This window comes from Caldimonas hydrothermalis (assembly GCF_056746695.1).
In genome coordinates this window covers 75,803-96,626 of record NZ_JBWQXA010000012.1, presented here as the reverse complement: position 1 = coordinate 96,626, position 20,824 = coordinate 75,803, and the positions used below count along the sequence as shown (strand labels likewise).

The 20,824-nt window shown below is 68.0% G+C and carries 17 protein-coding genes; 5 read left to right on the top strand and 12 right to left on the bottom strand.

Annotation, left to right across the window (positions count from 1 at the left end; genetic code table 11):
- Positions 1-10: 10 nt before the first annotated feature.
- The 4 genes from AC1ECW_RS14350 to AC1ECW_RS14335 all read right to left on the bottom strand — a co-directional run bounded on the left by AC1ECW_RS14350 (position 11) and on the right by AC1ECW_RS14335 (position 4,108).
- The gene (locus tag AC1ECW_RS14350; protein WP_409705334.1) at positions 11-865 is read right to left on the bottom strand and encodes a hypothetical protein; all 855 of its coding nucleotides are present in this window, start codon (positions 863-865) and stop codon (positions 11-13) included.
- Positions 866-1,074: 209 nt separating this feature from the next.
- The gene (locus AC1ECW_RS14345; RefSeq protein ID WP_409705337.1) at positions 1,075-1,569 is read right to left on the bottom strand and encodes a cupredoxin domain-containing protein; all 495 of its coding nucleotides are present in this window, start codon (positions 1,567-1,569) and stop codon (positions 1,075-1,077) included.
- Between the two features lie 25 nt (positions 1,570-1,594).
- Positions 1,595-2,980: a multicopper oxidase family protein gene (locus AC1ECW_RS14340; RefSeq protein ID WP_481202103.1), complete on the bottom strand. Its 1,386-nt coding sequence runs from the start codon at positions 2,978-2,980 to the stop codon at positions 1,595-1,597.
- Positions 2,981-3,004: 24 nt separating this feature from the next.
- The gene (locus AC1ECW_RS14335; protein WP_481202102.1) at positions 3,005-4,108 is read right to left on the bottom strand and encodes a TolC family protein; all 1,104 of its coding nucleotides are present in this window, start codon (positions 4,106-4,108) and stop codon (positions 3,005-3,007) included.
- A gap of 148 nt (positions 4,109-4,256) precedes the next feature.
- On the opposite strand from AC1ECW_RS14335, the gene AC1ECW_RS14330 reads away from it, so the two are divergent.
- Together AC1ECW_RS14330 and AC1ECW_RS14325 are read left to right on the top strand one after the other, a co-directional pair.
- Positions 4,257-4,943 (top strand): heavy metal response regulator transcription factor, encoded by a 687-nt coding sequence (locus AC1ECW_RS14330; RefSeq protein WP_481202101.1) that lies wholly within the window; start codon positions 4,257-4,259, stop codon positions 4,941-4,943.
- Positions 4,940-6,337 carry a heavy metal sensor histidine kinase gene (locus tag AC1ECW_RS14325; RefSeq protein ID WP_481202100.1) on the top strand — a complete coding sequence of 466 codons (1,398 nt, stop codon included), beginning with the start codon at positions 4,940-4,942 and terminating at the stop codon, positions 6,335-6,337. The genes AC1ECW_RS14330 and AC1ECW_RS14325 overlap by 4 nt, the downstream gene beginning before the upstream one ends.
- Here AC1ECW_RS14325 and dnaJ read toward each other — a convergent pair.
- The 3 genes from dnaJ to grpE form a co-directional block, all read right to left on the bottom strand.
- Positions 6,330-7,469, bottom strand: coding sequence for a molecular chaperone DnaJ (dnaJ, locus tag AC1ECW_RS14320; protein ID WP_481202099.1), 1,140 nt, complete (start codon positions 7,467-7,469; stop codon positions 6,330-6,332). The two genes, AC1ECW_RS14325 and dnaJ, sit on opposite strands and share 8 nt — an antisense overlap.
- Before the next feature lie 118 nt (positions 7,470-7,587).
- Complete coding sequence (gene dnaK / locus AC1ECW_RS14315; RefSeq protein ID WP_481202098.1) at positions 7,588-9,528, bottom strand: molecular chaperone DnaK; 1,941 nt, start codon at positions 9,526-9,528, stop codon at positions 7,588-7,590.
- Positions 9,529-9,600: 72 nt separating this feature from the next.
- On the bottom strand, positions 9,601-10,131 hold the full coding sequence (grpE, locus tag AC1ECW_RS14310) for a nucleotide exchange factor GrpE (RefSeq protein ID WP_481202097.1): 531 nt from the start codon (positions 10,129-10,131) through the stop codon (positions 9,601-9,603).
- A gap of 203 nt (positions 10,132-10,334) precedes the next feature.
- On the opposite strand from grpE, the gene AC1ECW_RS14305 reads away from it, so the two are divergent.
- Both AC1ECW_RS14305 and AC1ECW_RS14300 read left to right on the top strand, forming a co-directional pair.
- Positions 10,335-11,222: a DUF6502 family protein gene (locus AC1ECW_RS14305; protein ID WP_481202096.1), complete on the top strand. Its 888-nt coding sequence runs from the start codon at positions 10,335-10,337 to the stop codon at positions 11,220-11,222.
- Positions 11,219-12,433 carry a DUF5666 domain-containing protein gene (locus AC1ECW_RS14300; protein ID WP_409709767.1) on the top strand — a complete coding sequence of 405 codons (1,215 nt, stop codon included), beginning with the start codon at positions 11,219-11,221 and terminating at the stop codon, positions 12,431-12,433. Before AC1ECW_RS14305 ends, AC1ECW_RS14300 begins: the two co-directional genes overlap by 4 nt.
- Before the next feature lie 51 nt (positions 12,434-12,484).
- On the opposite strand, the gene AC1ECW_RS14295 is transcribed toward AC1ECW_RS14300, so the two are convergent.
- Positions 12,485-12,895: an RNA-binding S4 domain-containing protein gene (locus AC1ECW_RS14295; protein ID WP_409709770.1), complete on the bottom strand. Its 411-nt coding sequence runs from the start codon at positions 12,893-12,895 to the stop codon at positions 12,485-12,487.
- A gap of 7 nt (positions 12,896-12,902) precedes the next feature.
- Positions 12,903-13,994 carry a ferrochelatase gene (gene hemH, locus AC1ECW_RS14290; protein WP_409709773.1) on the bottom strand — a complete coding sequence of 364 codons (1,092 nt, stop codon included), beginning with the start codon at positions 13,992-13,994 and terminating at the stop codon, positions 12,903-12,905.
- A 323-nt stretch (positions 13,995-14,317) separates the two neighbouring features.
- Between hemH and AC1ECW_RS14285 the strand changes: the two genes are divergently transcribed.
- The gene (locus AC1ECW_RS14285; protein ID WP_481202095.1) at positions 14,318-15,049 is read left to right on the top strand and encodes an HAD family hydrolase; all 732 of its coding nucleotides are present in this window, start codon (positions 14,318-14,320) and stop codon (positions 15,047-15,049) included.
- Positions 15,050-15,070: 21 nt separating this feature from the next.
- Here the strand turns inward: AC1ECW_RS14285 and AC1ECW_RS14280 are convergent, their stop codons facing one another.
- The 3 genes from AC1ECW_RS14280 to dnaG form a co-directional block, all read right to left on the bottom strand.
- The gene (locus AC1ECW_RS14280; protein ID WP_481202094.1) at positions 15,071-15,982 is read right to left on the bottom strand and encodes an adenylate/guanylate cyclase domain-containing protein; all 912 of its coding nucleotides are present in this window, start codon (positions 15,980-15,982) and stop codon (positions 15,071-15,073) included.
- A 244-nt stretch (positions 15,983-16,226) separates the two neighbouring features.
- Positions 16,227-18,500: an RNA polymerase sigma factor RpoD gene (gene rpoD, locus AC1ECW_RS14275; protein WP_481202093.1), complete on the bottom strand. Its 2,274-nt coding sequence runs from the start codon at positions 18,498-18,500 to the stop codon at positions 16,227-16,229.
- 350 nt (positions 18,501-18,850) lie between these two features.
- The gene (dnaG, locus tag AC1ECW_RS14270; RefSeq protein ID WP_409709296.1) at positions 18,851-20,677 is read right to left on the bottom strand and encodes a DNA primase; all 1,827 of its coding nucleotides are present in this window, start codon (positions 20,675-20,677) and stop codon (positions 18,851-18,853) included.
- Positions 20,678-20,824: the final 147 nt, after the last annotated feature.

Here is a 20,824-nt window from a genome sequence, read left to right as displayed (position 1 = left end):
AGCCGGGGGATCAGAACCGGATCTTCAGCGTCAGGCCCAGGGCCCACAGGCCCCGGCGCGGTTCGTCAGCCGTCTCGCGTTCGCGGAAGTGGCCCAGGGAGACTTCACCGAGCAGCCAGTCCTCGTGCATAGGTTGCTCCCAGCTCAGTTGCAGGCCGTACTCTTCGATGTTGACGCCCCCTCCTTCCCGGCCGCGCAAGAGGGCTTCGGTGGACAGCAGGCGCTGGTCACCGAAGAAGCGGTACAGACCGAGGTTGCTCGACCACTCGAATCGCTGGCTGCGCTGTGTGTAGGTGGCTGCATGGAGCCAGCGCCCGACGAGGGTGGTGCTGAAATCGTGCTCGTACGACAGCGCGGTGGTGGAGCCCACGCGGTCGGCGCGGGTCCAGAAGACGGTTTCGCGAAAGTCGAGACGGTCGTTCGGGCCGAGTGGCCATTCGTGCCGGTAGCGCACTTGCGCATAGGGCTTGGGGCCGCCGCGCAGGCCCACGCGGAGGTCGAAACCGCCGCCGGCGTCCACCCCCAGGCCGGCGAAGAAGGCATCGCTGCGCGAGTTTTCGCGCTGCAGGTGCTGCTCGCGGGTCAGCGCCTGCGGCTGGTCGGTCACCACCTCCCGGGGGTCGTCGCGGCCCAGGAAGAACAGGGCGGTGCGCCGTTCGATGTTGGGCAGGCGAAAGCTGGCATTGAAGCGGGCGCCCAGGTCGGGCGAATTGCGTTCGCGCAGCAGCAGCCGCAACTGGAAGCGTCCGTTACGCACGGAGCCGCCGTCCTCAAAGGGGTGGTCGCCGAACCAACTGTCCACGCCGCGAGCCAGCCATTCGGTCGTGGCCCTCAGCGATTCCCGCGCCGTGACGGCCGCGTCCATGAGAGGCGTTTCGGGGGTGGCGACCTCTTCATCCTCAGGGGCTGCGATCCCGGGGGAGGCCAGGGCAACCAGCAACCCGGCACCCAGAAGGTGCCGCAATATCAAGCCATGGGAGTGGAGTGGGAGGCACGTGCGTCGTGGCATGGCGGCTCGGGCAAGGGAGCCGTCCCACTATAGGCCATGGGGCCCGACAAGGGTGCAAGGGAATGTCAGCGCCGGACCACCCGGATCTTGCCGATCATGCCCGCCTCGAAGTGGCCCGGCAGCAGGCACGCGAACTCGAACTCGCCCACGCGGTTGAAGTGCCAGATCATTTCGGCCGTCTTGCCCGGCGCCACATGGGCCATGTAGGGCTCGTCATGCTCCATGTCCGGGAACTTCTTCATCAGTTCGGCGTGTTCTTCGAGCTCCTTGCGCGTGCCCAGCACGAACTCGTGCATCACCTTGCCGCTGTTGTGGTGGATGAAGCGGATGGTCTCGCCTTGCCGTACCTCGATCTCGCGCGGGGTGAAACGCATGTCATCGGTCATCTTCACCTCGATCGTGCGTTTCACCGCCTTGGCCTGCCCAGCAATGCCCCAGGGTTTCTGCTCCATCACCACAGGGCCGTTGTGGCCGCCATGGTGACTGTCCCCGTGGGCCGCAGCAACGAAGGGCAGCGCCAGCAGGCCTGCGAGGGTGAGTGCGAGAGCAGGTTTCGTCATCAATGAACTCCTTGGGCTTGGTGTGTCAGTGGGCGTGGCCTTTGCCGTGAGGCTTGACGGCGCGTGCCGGTGGCGTTTCGGGCGAAGAGGGGTTGGCACGCACGGCACTCGGAGGCGCACCGGTCCACTCGTAGGCCACGGTGCCCGGCGGGTGCTTGAAGGGGCCGGGGTCGCTGTAGTCCCCAGGGCGCTGGTCCCGACGCACCTTGAACACGGTGAACATGCCACCCATCTCGAGCGATCCGTACTGCCCCTGGCCCGTCATCATCGGTGCAGTGTTGTCCGGCAGGGGCATTTCCATCTCGCCCATGTCGGCCATGCCGCGCTCGCCCATCAGCATGTAGTCGGGCACGACCTTCTGGATCTTGCTCACCAGGCCACGGTGATCCACCCCGATCATGGTGGGAACGTCATGCCCCATCGCGTTCATCGTGTGGTGGCTCTTGTGGCAGTGCATGGCCCAGTCGCCTTCCTCGTCGGCGATGAGCTCGATCTGGCGCATCTGCCCTACGGCGATGTCGGTGGTGACCTCGTACCAGCGCGTGCCCGGCGGCGTGGGGCCGCCGTCGGTGCCCGTCACCTGGAACTCGTGCCCATGCAGGTGGATGGGATGGTTGGTCATCGTGAGGTTGCCCACGCGGATGCGTACGCGGTCATTCAGCCGGACATTCAGGGTGTCGATGGCCGGGAACACGCGGCTGTTGAAGCACCAGATGTTGAAGTCGAGCATCGTGTTGATGCGCGGTGTCTTGCTGCCGGGCTCCACGTCGAAGGCGTTGAGCAGGAAGCAGAAGTCGCGGTCCACCTCGCTGATGTGGGGATGCTTGGTGCGCGGATGCGTGACCCAAAAGCCCATCATGCCCATGGCCATCTGCACCATCTCGTCGGCATGCGGGTGGTACATGAAGGTGCCGGGGCGGCGGGCTTCGAATTCATAGACGAAGGTCTTTCCCACCGGGATCGGCGGCTGGTTCAGACCCGTCACACCGTCCATCCCATTGGGCAGGCGTTGGCCGTGCCAATGGATGCTGGTGTGCTCCGGCAGGCGGTTGGTGACGAAGATGCGGACCTTGTCGCCTTCGACCACCTCGATGGTGGGGCCGGGGCTCTGGCCGTTGTAGCCCCACAGGTTGACGTGAAAGCCGGGCGAGATCTCGCGCACCACGGGCTCGGCCACGAGGTGGAACTCCTTGACACCGTTGTTCATGCGCCAGGGCAGGGTCCAGCCATTGAGGGTGACCACAGGGTTGTAGGGCCTGCCGTTGGGGGGCACCAGTGGCGCGGCCGTTTGCGGGGAGGTCTGCACGACCGGTTCCGGCAGTGCGGCCAGGGCGGATCGGGCCACGGTCAGTCCGGCCACGGCGCCAGCGGCGCCCGCGAAGAACCGGCGTCGGGACGAGAAGGCTTGCATGGTGGTGTACGCAATGAGAAGGAATCAGTGGGCCGGGGCTGCGCTTGCGGCGGCGCTGCTGCCGCCGCCCAGTGACACGAAACTGCTGGGCTCGCCGCCCTGGAGCACCCATTGGAGGTCTGCTTCGGCGAGCCAGAAGTCGCGCTGCGCGTTCACGGCTTCGGCAGCGGCGGCAAAGCGCAGGCGGGTTTCCGTCAGCACATCCCAGACGCTCTTGAGCATGCCGTTGTAGCGCAGCACGGTTTCCTCGGCCATGAGCTCGCGCGTCTTGAGGACCTCGTCGCGGTAGCCTGCGGCCAGGGCGTGGCTGGTGCGGTAGGCCTTGTGGGCCATGCGGGCGTATGAAGCAGCGCGCAGGGCTTCGGCACGCTGCAACTGGTCGCGCAGGTGCTGCAGGTGCGCGTCCAGCGCCTCGGTGCTGATCAGGGTGTCGGGCAGGGCCGGCAGGCCTTCGGGCAGCGCCACCCGGTCGTGCTGGCCCGTCAGCCGCAGCACGCGGATCAGCTCTCGTTCGGCCAGAGCATCGGTGTACTCGGCCCGTTGCAGGGCCATGCGTGCCTCACTGAGTGCCAGCGAGGCGGGGGCGCCCTGCAGACGGCTCCAGTTGCCGACTTGCACCATCCGGCGACCGAGTTCGTGGGCCGTCTCGGCGGCGATCAGGCTCTCACGATGCAAGCCCACAGCCTGGCGTGCCGCCACGGCCTGGATCCAGGCCAGGCGCGCTTCCCGGGCCACGGCGAGCAGCTCGCCCAGCCCATGCACGCGGCGGTGCAGCGACGGGTCCAGATCCATCCAGCGGCCCTGGGCCACCGCCTCCGTCAACGCCGACCCGAGTTGAGCCTGCACGCCGGCCAGCGAAAGGTGGGCCTTCCAGGCCTGCCGTACAGCGTCGGCAGGCGCCGGCAACACCAGCGTGGGAGCCGGTGCGGCCGGCTCGGGTGGTGCCTGGAGGTTGGCCTGCTCCCAGCGCAGCACGTCGATGTGCCCGCGCTGGAATTGCCCGACTGCGTCGTTGGCCTCGCGCCAGCCCATGGGGGTGTCGGCCTGCGCGGCCACGGCGGCTGGCGCAACCGTCGCCAGCCCGGCCCAGACGGCGGCTGCGAGAAGCGGATGTTTGAGAGGGAGCATGACGGCCATGATGTAGGTCAACGGGTGGGTGCATTTTTGGCGGGGCCTGCCGACGTGAAGCTGTCTGGAAAATGACAAATCTGTCAGGTGTGGTCCATCGTGTGGCAGCCCAGGCACACTTGCGGGTGTTTCAGACAGTGCAGCGGCCGTGAAGATCCTGATCGTCGAAGATGAGCCCAAGACGGGCGACTACCTGCGCCAGGGCCTGCGAGAGGCGGGCTTCGGCGTGGAGCTGGCGGTGAACGGGGCCGATGGCTTGCACCTCGCCCTGAACGGCGAGGCCGATCTGGTCATCCTGGACGTGATGCTGCCTGGCATGGACGGCTGGACCTTGCTCCAGACCCTGCGCCGGCAGGGGCGTGACATGCCGGTGCTGTTCCTGACGGCCAGAGACCAGGTGGAGGACCGGGTGCGTGGGCTGGAGCTGGGCGCGGACGACTATCTCGTCAAGCCTTTTTCCTTTGCCGAGCTGCTGGCGCGCGTGCGTACCATCCTGCGCCGAGGCCGCGCGGGCCTGGAGGCCACGACGCTGCGGGTGGCCGACCTGGAGCTCGACCTGCTGCGTCGCCGCGTGACGCGATCGGGCCGCCGCATCGATCTGACGGCCAAGGAGTTCGGCCTGCTCGAGCTGCTGATGCGCCGCAGCGGGGAGGTGCTGCCGCGCTCGCTGATCGCCTCGCAGGTGTGGGACATGAACTTCGACAGCGACACCAACGTGATCGAGGTGGCGGTGCGCCGTCTGCGGGCCAAGGTGGACGAAGGCTTCGAGCCACGGCTCATCCACACCGTGCGTGGCATGGGCTACGTGCTTGAAGTGCCTGAGGCCCGGGCATGAGGCGCCAGCTCACGCTGACGGCACGCCTGACGCTGCTCTACACCCTGGTGTCGCTGGCTGTGCTGTTGGGCCTGGGTCTTTTCGTGCTCAGGGTCACGGATGCGCATTTCGTGGAACTCGACGAAGAGCTACTGCGTGACAAGTCGCGCCTGATCGTGCAGATCGTTGCCGACAGTCGCTCGGCGGACGAGCTGGCCCGCCACCTGGATCACCTGCTGTCGAGTCACCAGGGCTTGCATGCCGAACTCCATGCCGGCGACCGGATCGTGTACGACCGGGATGCGCTGGGGCTGGCGCAGGCGGTGCGGCGGCTGAAGGGGGCGGTGCCGCCCTTCGAATGGACCCAGGCCGGGCGCACCTTCCGGGCCCTGGTGATCCCGCTGGAGCCGACGGCCGCACTTGGCGGCTCACAGCCCCTGGTCCTCACGCTGGCGCTGGACATCCACCACCACCAGCACTTCATGCAGGCGCTGACCCGGTCGCTGGCGGTCTATCTGGCCGTGGCGGCGTTGGCGAGCGGCCTGCTGGGCTGGTGGTCGGCGCGGCGCGGGCTGGCTCCGCTGCGGGAGATGAAGGCCCGCGCCCAACGCGTGACGGCGCGGCAGCTCGAGCATCGCATGCCGGTGCAGGATGTGCCGGTGGAACTGGCCGATCTGGCCCAGGGGCTGAACACCATGCTTGATCGTCTGCAACGCGACATCGAGCGCTTGTCGCAGTTCTCCGGCGACCTGGCTCACGAGCTGCGCACTCCCATCAGCAACCTGCTCACGCAGACGCAGGTGGCCCTGGCGCAGCCGCGCGATGTGCAGGCCTACCGCGACATCCTGGCGTCCAACGCCGAGGAACTGCAGCGCCTGGCCCGCATGGTCTCGGACATGCTTTTCCTGGCCCAGGCCGATCACGGACTGGCCCTGCCACGGCCGGAGCGCATCGTCCTGGCCGAGGAGGTGAGGGCGCTGTTCGATTTCTACGATGCCCTGGCGGAAGACAAGGGCCTGCGCCTGGTGGTCGACGGGGCCTGCGAGGTCATGGGAGACCGGCTCATGGTGCGCCGTGCCATCAGCAACCTGCTGTCCAACGCGCTGCGGCATGCCTGGCCGGGCACGACGGTGCGCGTGACGCTGCAGGCACGGGCCACCGAGCACGTGCTGACGGTGTGCAACGAGGGCCCAGACATCGAGGCGCAGGATCTGCCCCGGTTGTTCGACCGGTTCTTCCGTGTGGACCGGTCACGCCGACATGGCCACAGCGAGGGCACGGGGCTGGGCCTGGCCATCACCCAGGCGGTGATGCGCTCGCACGGCGGCTACGCCTCGGCATGGTCGGGTCAGGGCCATACCGAGATGTCTCTGCATTTCCCGCGGGTACAGCCCCCGCGGGACGCTCTCACTTGAACAGGTCTTTGACCCGGTCGGTCCAGCTCTTGGCATGGGGCGAGTGGCGTTCACCGCCCTTCCTGAGCGATTCGTCCAGTTCCTTGACGAGCTTGCGCTGGTGCTCGGTGAGCTTGACCGGCGTCTCGATCTGGATGTGGCAGTACAGGTCGCCGGGATAGGCCGAGCGAACGCCCTTGATGCCCTTGCCGCGCAGGCGGAAGGTCTTGCCGTGCTGGGTCCCTTCGGGCAGTTCGATTTCGGCGCGGCCCGACAGCGTGGGCACTTCGATGGTCCCGCCCAGGATGGCGGTGGTGATGCTCACCGGCACGGTGCAGTGCAGATCGTCGCCGTCACGCTCGAAGATCTCGTGCTTCTTGATGCGGATCTCGATGTACAGGTCGCCCGGCGGGCCGCCGTTGGTGCCGGGCTCGCCGTTGCCGGCCGAGCGGATGCGCATGCCTTCGTCGATGCCGGCGGGGATCTTCACCTCCAGCGTCTTGGACTTCTTCAGCCGGCCCTGGCCACCGCAACTGGGGCAGGGGTCGGGAATGACCTTGCCGCTGCCGTGACAGTGGGGACAGGTCTGCTGGATGCTGAAGAAGCCCTGGCGCAGGTGCACGGTCCCAGAACCATGGCAGGTGCCGCAGGTCTTGGCGCTGGTGCCCGGCCTGGCACCGGTGCCGTGGCAGGTGTCGCATTCTTCCCAACTGGGGATGCGGATCTGCGCCTCCTTGCCGTGAGCGGCTTCCTCCAGCGTGATCTCCATCGCATAGGACAGGTCGCTGCCGCGGTAGACCTGCGGGCCGCCGCGGCGCGCCCCTGCCGCCCCGAAGATGTCGCCGAAGATGTCGCCGAAGGCCTCGGCGAAGCCGCCGAAGCCCTCGGGCCCGCCGCGAAAGCCCGCACCGCCCATGTTCGGGTCGACCCCCGCATGGCCGTACTGGTCGTAGGCCGCGCGCTTCTTCGGGTCCGAGAGCATCTCGTAGGCTTCCTTGGCCTCTTTGAACTTCTCCTCGGCTTCCTTGGCCTTGTCACCCTGGTTGCGGTCCGGGTGGTATTTCATGGCCAACTTGCGGTAGGCCTTCTTGATGTCCTCGTCGGACGCATTCTTCGCCACGCCCAGGACGTCGTAGTAGTCGCGCTTTGCCATGTTCTAGGTCACCTTCAAACGCAAAGCCCCCGTGCGCAGTGTTCGCTGCCCACGGGGGTGCTTTCATCCCGGCCCCCGGCGGCTGGAGCCGCCAGCCCCGGGGGCGGGCCAGCGTCGATTACTTTTTGTCCTTCACTTCGGTGAACTCGGCATCCACCACGTTGTCGTCGGCGGGCTTGGCCGAGCTCTGGGCACCGGCGGCGGCATCGCCCTGGCCGGCGGCGGCCTGGGCCGCCTGCATCTCGGCATAGACCTTCTCGCCCAGCTTCTGGCTGGCCTTCATCAGCGCCTCACTCTTGGCTTCGATGGTGGCCTTGTCCTCGCCCTTGAGGGCTTCTTCGACGTCCTTGAGGGCCGACTCGATGGCTTCCTTCTCGGAGGCCTCGAGCTTGCTGCCATGCTCGCCCAGGGACTTGCGCACGCTGTGCACCAGGGCATCGGCCTGGTTGCGCGCCTGCACCAGTTCGAGCTTGCGCTTGTCCTCGGCGGCGTTGAGCTCGGCGTCCTTCACCATCTGCTGGATCTCTTCCTCAGTGAGGCCGGAGTTGGCCTTGATGGTGATCTTGTTCTCCTTGCCCGTGGCCTTGTCCTTGGCGCTCACATGCAGGATGCCGTTGGCGTCGATGTCGAAGGTCACCTCGATCTGGGGCACACCGCGCGGGGCCGGCGGGATGCCTTCGAGGTTGAACTCGCCCAGCAACTTGTTGCCCGCCGCCATCTCGCGTTCGCCCTGGTAGACCTTGATCGTCACGGCCGGCTGGTTGTCGTCGGCCGTCGAGAAGACCTGCGAGAACTTGGTCGGGATGGTGGTGTTCTTGCTGATCATCTTGGTCATCACGCCGCCCAAGGTCTCGATGCCCAGGGACAGCGGAGTGACGTCGAGCAGCAGCACGTCCTTGCGGTCGCCGGCCAGGACCGAGCCCTGGATGGCCGCGCCCACGGCCACGGCCTCGTCGGGGTTGACGTCCTTGCGCGGATCCTTGCCGAAGAACTCCTTGACCTTTTCCTGCACCTTGGGCATGCGGGTCATGCCGCCGACCAGGATCACGTCGTCGATGTCACTCACCTTCACGCCGGCATCCTTGATGGCGATGCGGCAGGGCTCGATGGTGCGCTCGATCAGGTCCTCGACCAGGGCCTCGAGCTTGGCGCGCGTGAGCTTGATGTTCAGGTGCTTCGGCCCGGAGGCATCGGCCGTGATGTAGGGCAGGTTGATGTCGGTCTGCGAGCTGTTGGACAGCTCGATCTTGGCCTTCTCGGCGGCCTCCTTCAGGCGCTGCAGCGCCAGCACGTCCTTGGTCAGGTCGACGCCTTGCTCCTTCTTGAACTCGCCGATGATGTAGTCGATGATGCGCTGGTCGAAGTCCTCGCCGCCCAGGAAGGTGTCGCCGTTGGTGGACAGCACCTCGAACTGCTTTTCGCCGTCTACATCGGCGATCTCGATGATGGAGATGTCGAAGGTGCCCCCGCCCAGGTCATACACCGCGATCTTGCGGTCGCCTTTGGCGGTCTTGTCCAGGCCGAAGGCCAGGGCGGCTGCGGTGGGCTCGTTGATGATGCGCTTGACTTCCAGACCGGCGATGCGGCCGGCGTCCTTCGTGGCCTGGCGCTGGCTGTCGTTGAAGTAGGCCGGCACGGTGATCACGGCCTCGGTGACGGGCTCGCCCAGGTAGTCCTCGGCGGTCTTCTTCATCTTGCGCAGCACTTCGGCGCTGATCTGCGGGGGAGCGAGCTTCTTGCCCCGCACTTCGACCCAGGCGTCGCCGTTGTCGGCCTGCACGATGGAGTAGGGCATCAGGTCGATGTCCTTTTGCACTTCTTTCTCGGTGAACTTGCGGCCGATCAGACGCTTGACGGCATACAGGGTGTTCTTCGGGTTGGTGACCGCCTGGCGCTTGGCCGAGGCACCGACCAGCACTTCGCCGTCTTCCAGGTAGGCGACGATCGACGGCGTCGTGCGGGCGCCCTCGCTGTTTTCGATGACTTTGGGCGTGTTGCCCTCCATGATGGCCACGCACGAGTTCGTGGTGCCCAGGTCGATGCCGATGATTTTTGCCATGTTGGATGCTCCTGATCTGAGAGATTCGGTTGTCCGCTACTTGTGGATAAGTGAGGGGCTTTTCAAGGGCTTTCAGCGGGGGGCCGCCACGGTGACCAGGGCCGGGCGCAGCACCCGGTCGGCGATCACGTAGCCCTTTTGCAGCACGGCCACGATGGTGTTGGGCTCTTGCTCGGCAGGCACCATGCTGATGGCCTGGTGCTGATGGGGGTCGAACTTTTCGCCGGTGGCCGGGTTCACCTCGAGCACCTTGTTGCGCTCCAGGGCCTGGGTGAGCTGGCGCAGCGTGGCATGCACGCCCTCGCGCATCTGCTCGGGGGTGGCGTTCTCGACCGCCAGGGCCGCCTCCAGGCTGTCCTTCACGGGCAGCAGGCTCTCGGCGAACGCCTCGATGGCGAACTTGCGCGACTTGGCGATTTCCTCCTCAGAGCGGCGGCGGGTGTTCTCGACCTCGGCCTTGGCACGCAGGTAGGCGTCAGACACCTCGGCATGCCGGGCCTCGAGTTCGGCCAGCTTCTGTTCAAGGGCCACCTGTTCGGCCGGCTTGGCCGTCAGTTCGGGGGCAGGGGCTTGATTCTGTTCAGGATTTTGCGGTTCTGTCATGTCGTGGTTCCCATCGAGTGGCGCGCAGATGGGGGCGTGCCCCGGGAGTTCAAGAGGCCAAGGGCGGCCTTGGACAGCAAAATTGCGCATTTTGCCGGCAATCGGCCTCGGCCGGGTCGGCCGCTCCCCGAAGCGGGGGACGCCTGGGAATCTTGCGCAAGGTAGGATGTGGACCTGAACCTGTGAACCGGTCCCATTCGCCCGTGGACACCCCTTCCTCTGCCGAGCCCATCGACTCCCGTGCGGGGGCGCCGGGTGCGCGCCGTGCCGACCTGGCCTTGCGCACCGCGCTGGCGCTGGCCACCCCCGTGGTGCGCTGGCTGCTGCGCCAGGGGGTGCAGTATGGGGCTTTCGTTGCGGCGCTCAAGCGTGTCTTCGTGGAGGTGGCGGGCGAGGAATTGCGCCGCCAGGGGCGGCGCACCACCGATTCGGCCCTGAGCGTGCTCAGTGGCGTGCACCGCAAGGACGTGCGCGCGCTGGCCCATCTGGGCCGCGCTTTGCAGCGCGACAAGAGCTTTTCGCCGGCGTCGCTGGTTTTCACCCGCTGGGCCACCGACCCGCGCTGGCGCGATCCGGCCAGTGCTCGCCCGTTGCGGCTGCCGCGCCTGGGCGAGCGCGGCTCGTTCGAAGCCCTGGCGCGGGAAGTGTCCACCGACGTGCATCCGCGCACCCTGCTCGATGAGCTGGAGCGGCTGTCCCTGGTGCGCATCGACGGCGAGTGGGTGGAGCTCGTGGCCGAGAGCTACGTGCCTTCGGCCGACGAGGCGGCCATGGCCGAGCTGTTCGCCGCCAACGGTGCCGATCACCTGGCTGCCGCGGTGCACAACCTGACCACCACCGAACCACGGCTGCTCGAGCAAAGCGTGTTCGCCAGCGGCCTGTCGCGTGCCTCGGCCGAGGAGTTGGGGGCGTTGGCGCGGCGGCTGTGGGCCCAGGACTTCGCCCGCATGGCCGAGGAAGCCCATCGACGCTACCAGGCCGACCGGCAGACCTCGCAACCTCACCGCATGCGCTTTGGCGTGTACTACTACATGGAGCCCGAGGCGCCGCGCAGTGATGCAGCGGCCTCGCCGAAGGAGTCGTCGCCGTGAGCATCTTCCTGACATGGGGCCGGGGCGGCCTGATGGCCCTGGTGGTCGCTTGGGGGCTGGCCGCCTGCGGCGGCGGTGGTGTGGGCTCGGGGGGGACGGGGGCGCCGGTGTCGTCGTCGGGGGCGGTGTCGGGCTTTGGCAGCGTGTGGGTCGACGGCCTGGAGCTCGACGATGCCAATGCCCGGGTGCGCCTGGACAGCGTCGAGGGGGCCCCCGATATCCCTGCGGGGCAGGTCCGGCTTGGCCTGGGCCAGCGCGTCGAACTCGAGTTCGAGATCGATGGCGCAGGGCGGCGTGTGGTCTCCGAGATCCGCATCTCGCCCCAGGTGATCGGCTCGGTCACCTCGGTCGCGCCGCTGGAGGTGGCCGGCCAGCGGGTGCGGGTCAATACCGATGCTGCGCAGGGGCCCCTGACCCTGCTGGTGGGGGTGGCCGACGCCTCGGCATTGCGGGTGGGGCAGCGGGTGGAAGTGCACGGCCTGGCCCGCATGAGCGGTGGGGTGCGCGAGATCGTGGCCTCCCGGATCGCCACGGTGGACAGGCCGGGGCAGAGCCCCTGGCTGCGCCTGGGTGGCGTCGTCGAAGGCCTGACGCCGGAGGGTTTCAACATCGGCAACCTGCGGGTGCAGCGGGACGGCCGCACGGTCATCGTTCCCCGTGCCCAGGCACTGGCCGAGGGGCAGTCGGTGCGGGTGTGGACGCGCGGAGGCATCCTGGGCCCGCCGGGCGACCCGTATGTCGAGGCCGATCGCATCCAGATCCTGCGCCGGCAATGGCTGCCGCAGCAGTCGGTGCGCCTGTCGGGGCCGGTTCAGGCCTGTACGGATGCCCAGCGGCCTCCCTTGGTTTACGTGTGCATCGCCGACGCCGTGATCGAGCGGGCGTCGGCCCAGGTGAACGGAGGGAGCCTGGACGACCTGGTGGAGGGGCGTTACGTGGACGTGCAGGCGCGCTACGACGCGGTGCTGCAGGTGCTGCGCGACGCCCGCTTGGAGTTGCGCACGGCAGACAGCGAGGCGTCCATCGCGCGACTGACCGGGGAGGTGTCAGGCTTGTCCGGATCGCGCTTCACCGTGCGTGACACGGTCGTCGAACTGGACGCCAGCACGCAGCGTGGGTGCGAACCGGCCAACGGCGTACGTGTGCGGGTGACGGGCCGGATCGCCGGCGATCATGTCCGTGCGACCCGGATCGAGTGCGTGGCCCCCTGAGGTGCAGGGCGCCGGGGCCGGACATGCAGCGCGGATGCCGGCGGCCCCGCATCAGCGCTTGGGCGGATCGTCCAGCGATGCGCTCCAGCGTTGCCAATCGGCCAGCTTGCGCCGGTCGCGCTTGGTGGGACGGCCCTGTTCGATCGTCTGGGCGGGGTCGGCAAGGAAGCGCCGCTGGCGGGTTGCTTCCTCGCGCGCGCGCAGGCTTTCCGGCGTTTCCTCGTAGAGTTGCTGAGCCACCGGGGCGGGACCGCGCACTTCGCTGAGGCTGCGCACGATCACGACGCGGGTCCACCACCCCTGCTGGAGGCTCAGGCGGTCGCCGACACGGATCTCGCGCGAGGGCTTGGCGGGCTGGTCGTTGACGCGCACCCGGCCCTTGCTGACTTCGTCGGTGGCCAGGCTGCGCGTCTTGTAGAAGCGCGCGGCCCACAGCCACTTGTCCAGGCGCACACCGTCCATGCCGACCTCAGGCGGCCGCGCCGAGCGCGAGGGCGCGCTCGCGCTGGCGCGCCAATGCCGCGGCGTCGGACGCCTCGCGCGTGGGCCAGCCGGCCAGGTGCCGTTCGGCGATGTCGCAAAGCGCGACGATCCATTCGTGCAGGTCGTTCAGGCAGGCAATGTGGTGGAACTCCCGGCCGCCGGCGCCGAGGAAGGCCTGCCGGCCTTCCATCGCGATCTCCTCCAGGGTCTCGATGCAGTCGCTGACGAAGCCGGGGCAGATCACGTCGACACGCCCCACGCCCTGGCGGGCGAGTTCGACGAGCGTGGGCTCGGTGTAAGGCTGCAGCCACTGCGCCTTGCCAAAGCGGCTCTGGAACGTGACCCGGTAGTGCTCAGGACGCAGGCCCAGACGCTCGGCCACGAGGCGGGCGGTCTTGTGGCACTCGCAGTGGTAGGGGTCGCCCAGCTCGAGGGTGCGTTGTGGCACGCCGTGGAAGCTGAGCACCAGCCGGTCGGGCCGGCCGTGGTCCCTCCAGTGCTGGCCGATGCGCCGGGCCAGGGCCTCGATGTATCCAGGATGGTCGGGGTAGCGGTTCACGAAGCGCAACTCGGGCACGGCGCGCGTGTGCGCCGCCCAGGCGCCCACCGCGTCGATCACACTGGCCGTGGTGGTGCCCGAGTACTGGGGGTACAGGGGCAACACGAGCACCCGTGTGGCCCCGGCGGCCTTCAGGGCATCCAGTTGCGTGGCAATGGAGGGCTGGCCGTAGCGCATCGCAGCGGCCACCTTCACGCGGTGGCCGCGTTCGCCCAGGTAGCCTTGCACAAGCTTGGCCTGGCGTTCGGTCCACACGCGCAGCGGGGAGCCTTCCTCGGTCCAGATGCTTTTGTATTTGGCGGCAGACTTGGACGGGCGCACGCGCAGGACGATGCCGTGCAGAATGGGCTTCCACAGCCAGCGGGGGATCTCGACCACGCGCGGGTCGCTCAGGAATTCGGCCAGGTAGCGGCGCAGCGCCGGCGCGGTGGGGGCGTCGGGGGTGCCGAGGTTGCACAGCAACACGCCAGTGGTGGTCTCGCGGCCGTGGGCATGGGCCGGTTCGGGGGCGAAGCGCATCGGGGTGGGGCTCCTTGTGGGCCCTGGATTATTCCCGAGCCGCGCCGACCCCACCACCGCCGGGCGGGGTCGCCCCTGTGGAGGGTGGGGCTCAGACGGTCACGCCCGGCCGGGGCGCCACACGCTCGATGTCGGCCCGCACCTGGGCATCGATCAGGCGCTTGGCGATGAGCAGGCTGAGGCCGGCGACGCTCGGGCAGGACATGGTGTCCGGGTGAAGGATGGGGATGGCAGAAGTCCGCCGGGCACTACAGGGGAAGTGGTGGCGCGATCTGCGCGATCGGACTGCGGGATGGCCCCAGGTTGGTGGCAGTCCTTGACGAATGCGTTACTGTGTGGGGGTGACGTACTTTGCGCAACCCGCCGTGCCTCCCTTGGCCCTCACGCTCGACCTGGACGACACCCTGTGGCCCGTGTGGCCCGCCATCGAGCGGGCTGAGGCGCAACTGCATGCCTGGCTGCGGCGGCATGCGCCGGCCACGGCCGGGCGTTTTGACACCGCCGGTTTGCGGGCGCTGCGCGACGAGGTGGCCCGCACCCACCCGCACTGGGCCCACGATCTCAGCGCCATCCGCCTGGAGAGCCTTCGGCGTGCGCTCGCCCTGGCCGGCGACGATGTGGGCCTCGCGCAGCCGGCCTTCGAAACCTTCCTGTCCTGGCGGCACCGGGTCGAGATCTATGACGACGTGGTGCCGGCGCTCGAACGCCTGGCGGCGCGCTTCCCGCTGGTGGCGCTGACCAATGGCAACGCCGACCTCCAGATCATCGGGCTGGACCGCTGGTTCCGCGGCGTGGTCAGCGCACGCAGCTTCGGCGTGGGCAAGCCCCATGCGGCCATCTTCATGGAGGCCTGTCGTCGTGCCGGGGCGCAGCCCGCTCAGGTGCTGCATGTCGGCGACGACCCGTGCCTGGACGTGCGGGGGGCCCTCGATGCGGGGCTGCAGGCCGCCTGGATGGCCCGCCCCGACATCCACGCCGAGACCGACGGGGCACCGGACGGCACCCACCATGTGGTGCGCCATCTGGGGGAACTGGCGGATCGGCTGGGCGCCTGAGGGGCGGTGCGGGGGCGCGCCTCAGGGCCCGACACTGAAGACCTCGAAGTGCAGGCAGGCGGCTTTGGGGTCGCCGGGGGGTGCCCCCAGTCCGATCACGCCATGGCCGTGCAGCATGCAGCGGCCGCGGCGCAGCACCACGGTCTCGGCCTCGTTGGCAAAGCGCACGTAGCTGCCGTTGCTGCTCTGGTCGTCGAGATGGAAGTTGCCGCCGTGCCATTCGATGCGCGCATGCAGGCGCGAGACGCGGGTGTCGTCGATGCACAGCGTGGACTCGGGGCTGCGGCCCAGCACCACGGGGGTCTGCTGAGGGGTGTAGACCTGGTGCACGCCTCCCACCGTCAGGCGCAAGCAGTCGGCCGAAGGGGTGTCGGTGAAATCCGAGAACAGCGTGGAAACCGGAGCATCGTCGGCCCAGGTCTCCAGCACGAAGACCCGGCAGGGCTCGGCCCGGCCGCGCAGATGCAGCCGCTCCAGGCTGCGCAAACGCTGGCGATCCAGGCGGCCGAGCTGCTCGTGCACGGCGTCGGTGACCAGCACTTCGTTGTCGCCGGCATGCTCGAGCAGCCGGGCCGCCACGTTGACGGCGTCGCCGAAACAGTCGCCGGCCACATCGACGATCTCTCCGTGGGCCAGAGCCACGCGCAGTTTCAGAGACGCGGCGCCCGTGTGGGCATCGGACATGATGCGGGCGATGGCTTCCTGCATCTCGCAGGCCGCGCGCAGGCTGCGAGCCGGCCTGTCGAAGACGGCCATCACACCGTCACCCAGCGTCTTGACTACCGTGCCGCCGCGCTGGCGCACCACCTGGCTGAGCATGCCGATGGTGCGGGTGACGATCTCGGCAGCCTGGGAATTGCCGAGGGATTCGTAGAGCGAGGTGCTGCCGCGCAGATCGGCAAACAGGACGGTACGCTCGCTGGAAGAGGGCATCGACGGGCTGTGAGAAATCTCACATGCAGTGTAGCTGCTGCCTGCGGACCACCGGAACGGAAACGGCACCGTACCGGGGCGGGGCCGTTGCTTTCATGCAAAACCATCGCGGGGCCACCTGCGGTGGCACGTCTGTCGCCCATCAAAGATTGTCGAGAGACGTCCTCAGCTTGTGCCTGATGGCGCAAGCCGAGGGGGCTCGCTGCGCGAGTCCCGCCACCTGTGGTGAGACGTCTCTCGCCAATCAAAGATTGTCGAGATACGTCCTCAGCTTGTCAGAGCGGCTGGGGTGTTTGAGTTTGCGGATGGCCTTGGCCTCGATTTGGCGGATGCGCTCGCGTGTCACGTCGAACTGCTTGCCCACCTCCTCGAGCGTGTGGTCGGTGCTCATCTCGATGCCGAAGCGCATGCGCAGCACCTTGGCCTCGCGCGGGGTGAGGCTGTCGAGGATGTCCTTGACCACCTCGCGCAGGCCGGCCTGCATGGCGGCATCCACGGGCGCGGTGTTGTTGGTGTCCTCGATGAAGTCGCCCAGGTGGGAGTCGTCGTCGTCGCCGATGGGGGTTTCCATCGAGATCGGCTCCTTGGCGATCTTCATGATCTTGCGGATCTTGTCCTCGGGCATCTCCATCTTCTCGGCCAGCGTCGGCGCATCGGGCTCGAAGCCGAACTCCTGCAAGTGCTGGCGCGAGATGCGGTTCATCTTGTTGATGGTCTCGATCATGTGCACCGGGATGCGGATGGTGCGCGCCTGGTCGGCGATCGAGCGGGTGATGGCCTGGCGGATCCACCAGGTGGCGTAGGTCGAGAACTTGTAGCCGCGGCGGTACTCGAACTTGTCCACCGCCTTCATCAGGCCGATGTTGCCTTCCTGGATGAGGTCGAGGAACTGCAAGCCGCGGTTGGTGTACTTCTTGGCGATCGAGATCACCAGACGCAGGTTGGCCTCGATCATCTCGCGCTTGGCTTCGCGCGAGGCTGCCTCGCCTTCGTTCATGCGCTTGTTGATCTCCTTGAGATCTTCCAGCGGCACGACGGCGCGGGCCTGGATGTCGATGAGCTTTTGCTGCAGCTCCTGCACGGCCGGCAGGTTGCGTGCAAGCACCGCGCTGTAAGGCTTGCCGGCAGCGGCCTCCTTCTCGCCCCACTTGAGGTTGAGCACGTTGGCCGGGAAGGTCTTGATGAAGTGCTCCTGCGGCATGCCGCACTTGTCGACCACAATCTTGCGGATCTCGCGCTCGTAGCGGCGCACGTCGTCGACCTGCGAGCGCAGGATGTCGCACAGCTTCTCGATCGTCTTGACCGTGAAGCGGATGGTCATCAACTCGTTGGAGATGGCCTGCTGGGCCTTGTTGTAGGCCGGCGACTTGTAGCCGTCCTTCTCGTAGGCGCGGCGCATCTTGTCGAACTCGATCCGCAGCTTGGCGAACTTCTCCAGCGCCGCGGTCTTGAGTTCTTCGAGCTTCTTGGTCAGCGCCTTGGAGCCGCCGTTGCCATCGTCGTCGTCGTCCTCGTCGAACTCGTCGAAGTCCTCCTCGGCGACGTAGTCGTCGGCCTCGTCGTCGGAGACGAAGCCGTCGACCACCTCGGAGATCTGCAGCTCGCCGGCGGCGATCTTGTCGCCCAGCGAGAGGATCTCGGCGATCGTGGTGGGCGAGGCGGAGATGGCCAGCATCATGTCCTGCAGGCCCTTCTCGATGCGCTTGGCGATCTCGATCTCGCCCTCACGGGTGAGCAGCTCGACGGAGCCCATCTCGCGCATGTACATGCGCACCGGGTCGGTGGTGCGGCCGAACTCGCTGTCCACCGTGGACAGCGCGGCCTCGGCTTCCTCCTCGGCCTCTTCCTCGGTGGCGGTGGTGGTGGTGCCGCCGGCGATCAGCAGCGTGGCGGCGTCGGGCGCCTGTTCGTAGACGGCGATGCCCATGTCGTTGAGCATGGACACGATGGCGTCCATGATCTCAGTCTCGACGAGCTTCTCGGGCAGGTGGTCGTTGATCTCCGCGTGGGTCAGAAAGCCCCGCGTCTTGCCCATTTTGATGAGGGTCTTGAGCTCGGTGCGGCGCTTGTTGACCTCTTCCTCGGTCAGGGTGGTCTCGTCCAGCCCGAACTCACGCATCAGCGCGCGCTCCTTGGCGCGGCTGACTTTCATGCGCAGCGGCTTGGCCTTGGGCTTGTCGTCGCCTTCTTCGATGGCTTCGACCTCCGGCTCGATCTCGGCCTCGAGCTCGGCGTCGATGTCGGTGAAATCCTCGTCCGCATCGAGATCGGCACGGCCCTTCTTGGCCGAGGTGGTCTCGGCCTTGGGCTTGCGGCCCCGCCGGGCCTTGGAGGCGCTTTCCGCAGCCGCGCCGGTCTTGGCGGCACGGGTGCCGCCCGATTTCGCGGACGTGGCGGCCTTGGCCGGGGCCTCCGTCACGGCCGCAGCCTTGGCGGTCTTTTTCTTGTCGGCAGCGGTTTCGGCAGCGGCGGCTTTGGGAGCGGACGCCTTGGAGCTGGCACTTTTCTTGGCGGTCATGCGTTTCCTCGGATGGTCTGGGGCGGGTGGCCTCGGCCGGTGCAGCAGCCGGGCGCGGGCCGCAAGGGCCGGGGCGACACGCAGGCGATGCACGAACGAAACCGGTCGACACCGCAAGACCTAGATAAGGCCGGCAGGTGTCGACTCAAGAGGGCAAGCTGGCGTGAACGGGGATGGATGGCAGACCTGGCGGGGTCGGGGTGGCCTGGATATGGAACCCGTGTCGCGGGTGGCCGGGGCCCCCAGGATCTGCTGTCACTCTTGCCGCATCAATAAACCTAGCATTATCGTCGACACGGGTCCATCCGTCAAAGACCCTGGTGCCGGACGCGGCCGGTCCGAGGGGTGGGTCAGGAGCCGGCCTCGGCCGCACGCGCGGCCTCGAGGCGGCGGCGGCGCTCGTGGACCTCGCGATAGTGCTGCAGTGCGGCCGGATCGCGGGCAGCATGTTCGATCAGCCGTGTCTCCTCGGCCTTGAGGCGCTCGATGATCAGGCGGTCGAGCAGGGCGCGCAGGTCCGAAAAGCCGAGGTTGTCGTCCGGGTGGATGGTTCCGGCCAGCCGGCGCGCCGCCTCGTGCAGGGGGTGGCCCGACAGCGCCTCGTCCAGGGCCGACCAGGGTTGCGGGCCGTGCTCGGCCAGGTGGCGTTCAAGCCAGGCGCACAGCGGGCCCAGTGGGGCGGGCAGGGCATGCAGCAGCTCGTGGTCTTCGCCGGTGAGGCGGTCCCACCAGGGGCTGTGCAGCCATAGCAGACGCACCGCCTGCTCGGCCGGCCCCGGCGGGGCCTTACGCGGGCCGCTGGGACGGGGCGGTTCCTCGCGCGAGCGCCAGCCGGTGCGGCGCCCCGGGCCGTCGCCGCCGCGCCCCGGCGCTGGGGGGCGGCCCTGCCACAGCGCGAGCAGGTCGGGTGGGTGGAGGCCGCCGGCCTGGGCCAGGTCGGACAGGATCTGCTGCTTGAGCACGCCCTCGGGCAGGGCGTTCCACAGGGGTTTGGCGGCGGCCAGCATGTGGGCCCGGCCTTCCGCGCTGCCCAGGTCCAGGCCTTCGCGGGCGGTGTCCAGGATCTGCCGCGACAGCGGCACGGCCTGCGCCACGCACAAGGCGAAGGCCTCACGTCCATGCTCGCGTATGTAGGAATCGGGGTCGTGCTCGGGCGGCAGGAAGAGGAATTTGATCGTGCGGGTGTCGGTGGCGTGGGGCAGGGCCGCCTCCAGTGCCCGGGTGGCCGCACGACGGCCGGCGGCATCGCCGTCGAAACTGAAGACCACGGTGTCGGTGAAGCGCAGGAGCTTGTGGACATGTTCGGCCGTGCAGGCCGTGCCCAGCGTGGCCACGGCGTTGGGAAAGCCCAGTTGGGCCAGGGCGACCACGTCCATGTAGCCCTCCACCACGAGGGCGTAGCCGAGCTGGCGCAGCGCCTGGCGGGCCTCGTACAGGCCGTAGAGCTCGCGGCCCTTGACGAACACCGGGGTCTCCGGGGAATTCAGGTATTTCGGTTCGCCCTGGTCGATCACCCGTCCGCCGAAGCCGATGACCTCGCCGCGCACGCTGCGGATCGGAAACATCACGCGGTCGCGGAAGCGGTCGTAGCGGCGGGCCTCGTCGCCCTCGCCCTGCACGATCACCAGGCCGCTTTCTTCGAGTAGCGGGTCGTCGTAACGGGGGAAGGCGCTGGCCAGCGTGCGCCAGCCCTCGGGCGCATAGCCCAGGGCGAAGCGTGCGGCGATCTCGCCGGTCAGGCCGCGCCGCTTGAGGTAGTCGATGGCGCGTGGGCTGGCTTTGAGCTGCTTGCGGTAATGGGCGGCCGCGCGCTCCAGCACCTCGGTGAGCGTGTGCTGGCGTTCGCGCTGCTGCTGAGCCTGTGCGCGCTCCTCGGGGCTGCTGTCGTCTTCGGGCACGGCCAAGCCCGCTTGCTGGGCCAGCTCGCGCACCGCATCGATGAAGCCCAGGCCGTCGTGTTCCATCAGGAAGTCGATGGCGTTGCCGTGCGCGCCGCAGCCAAAGCAGTGATAGGTCTGACGCGAGGGGCTGACGATGAAGCTCGGCGTCTTTTCGCCGTGGAAGGGGCACAGGCCCTTGAAGTGGATGCCGGCCTTCTTGAGCTGGACGTGACGGCCCACGATCTCGACGATGTCGAGGCGGGCGAGCAGGTCCTGTTTGAAGCCGGGAGGGATCACGCCGGGAGTCTACCGCCCGCAGGGGGGGGCAGATCGCGCTTTGCGCATCGAGCGTCGCGTCGACAAAGATGTAGTAAAAATACTTCTTCTGTAGTTCGTCAAGGTCTCGTACGCGCAAGCCGTGGCCGCTCGCCCTCCGTGCCGCGG